This window comes from Streptomyces sp. MB09-02B (assembly GCF_033794485.1).
In the GTDB taxonomy this organism is placed as follows: Bacteria; Actinomycetota; Actinomycetes; order Streptomycetales; family Streptomycetaceae; genus Streptomyces.
In genome coordinates this window covers 1-1,899 of sequence record NZ_JARGEE010000793.1, presented here as the reverse complement: position 1 = coordinate 1,899, position 1,899 = coordinate 1, and the positions used below count along the sequence as shown (strand labels likewise).

The window sequence follows — 1,899 nt, the reverse complement described above, 5'->3', positions numbered from 1 at the left end:
GGCGGGATGGGCCGCGTCTACCTGGGACGCAGCGCGGGCGGCCGTACCGTCGCCGTCAAGGTGGTGCACCCGCACTTCGCCCTCGACGAGGAGTTCCGCGCCCGCTTCCGCCGGGAGATCGACGCCGCCCGCCGCGTGGGCGGCGCCTGGACCGCCCCCGTCCTGGACGCGGACCCGGAGGCGCCGGTCCCCTGGGTGGCGACGGGTTACGCGGCCGGTCCGTCGCTGGCGGCGGCGGTGGCGGACGGCGGTCCCCTTCCTCCCCACTCCGTGAGCGTCCTGGGCGCGGGCCTGGCGGAAGCGCTGTCGGCGGTGCACGCGCTGGACCTGGTCCACCGGGACGTGAAACCGTCGAACGTCCTGCTCACGGTCGACGGCCCCCTCCTCATCGACTTCGGCATCGCCCGCGCCACGGACGGCACGGCGTCCCTGACCTCTACAGGCGTCTCGATCGGCTCCCCGGGCTACATGTCCCCCGAGCAGATCCTGGGCAAGGGCATCACCGGCGCGGCGGACGTCTTCTCCCTCGGAGCGGTCCTCGCGTACGCCGCGACCGGGCAGTCCCCGTTCCCCGGTGACTCCTCCGCCGCCCTCCTCTACAAGGTCGTCCACGAGGAACCCCGGCTCGACGGTCTGGAGGGCGACCTGCGCGCCCTGGTGGAGCGGTGCCTGTCCAAGGACCCCGCCGCCCGCCCGGCCCCCGACGAGGTCGCCCGCACCCTGGCTCCCCAGGGCGCGGCCCCGCTGGTGACGGCGGGCTGGCTGCCGGGACCCCTGGTGGAACAGGTCGGCCGCAGCGCGGTGCAACTGCTGAACCTGGAGGCGGCGGAGGACGTCCCGTCCGGACCGGTGGGGTTCAGCAGTCCGTCGGTGGGCGTGGATCCGCCGGCCTCCTCGGCGTCCTCGCTCTCCTCGGCCCCCTCGGTCTCCTCCGGTGACGTGAGGGTCGAAGTCCCGGCCGGGGGCGGGGTGTTCGGCCCGCCCCCGGTGATGTCGCAGCAGACGCCGCAGACGCCGCAGCCACCGCACACACCGCCGCCCGTGACACACGTGCCGGGACAGCGGGCCGACTCCGCGACAGCGGACACGTCCCCACCGCCGGGCAAGCTGTCGCTGAGCGTGGCGGCGGCTTCCACGACCACGGCGAACGGGCGGGGCCGAAGGGTGAGTTGCTCGGTCGCCCTGGCCGTCGCGGGCGCGTTCGCGGTGGTGGGCCTGGGCGTCGTGTTCGGACTGGGCATGCTGAACGGCGACGACGAGGGCCGCGAGACGGCCGGCAAGGCCCCCTCGGCGAGCAGCGGCCCGAGCGAGGGGAGCCAGGGCTCGGAACCGCAGGACGAGGCGGGCGACCTGCCCGAGAAGTACCTGGGCACGTGGGAGGGCGACGGGTACGCCCTCGGCGGCAACCTTCCCGCCGGCACCTTCACCATCACCCTCGAACAGGGCTCCGTGGGCGACCGGTTGGGCACGTTCCGCTCCGTCGACCTGCTGGGTGGAGCCTGCGACGACACGTTCGTCCTCAAGGAGGTCGCCGAGGACCACATCCTCGTCACGAGCATCGCCGACACGAAGAACAACCCCAAGACGTGTACCAGCAACACCCACGAGGTCACCCTCACCCCCGTGGGCGACGAGCTCCGCTACACCGCGAACAACGCGGACGCGGGCGACCCGACGGCCCGCCTGTCCAAGGTGAAGTAAAAGCGCCGGTTGTTCGGGCGCAGGCCCGGTGGGGCTTCTCCGAAAAGCACGGGGCGCAGCCCCTGCTTTTCAGGGGCGCGGGGAACTGCGCGACCAGCCCCCACCGGAGGGACGCTTGGGGGTCAAAGGGGCGCAGCCCCTTGAGGATGGGGCGGCGGGGGCGAAGAACGCACCCCACCTCATAGGCTGCCCCCGTGG

At 73.6% G+C, this 1,899-nt stretch carries 1 protein-coding gene; it reads left to right on the top strand.

Annotation, left to right across the window (positions count from 1 at the left end):
- On the top strand, nucleotides 1–1,701 hold a 1,701-nt coding region (locus tag P1P70_RS44105; RefSeq protein ID WP_319248054.1), incomplete at its 5' end, for a serine/threonine-protein kinase.
- Nucleotides 1,702–1,899 lie beyond the last annotated feature (198 nt).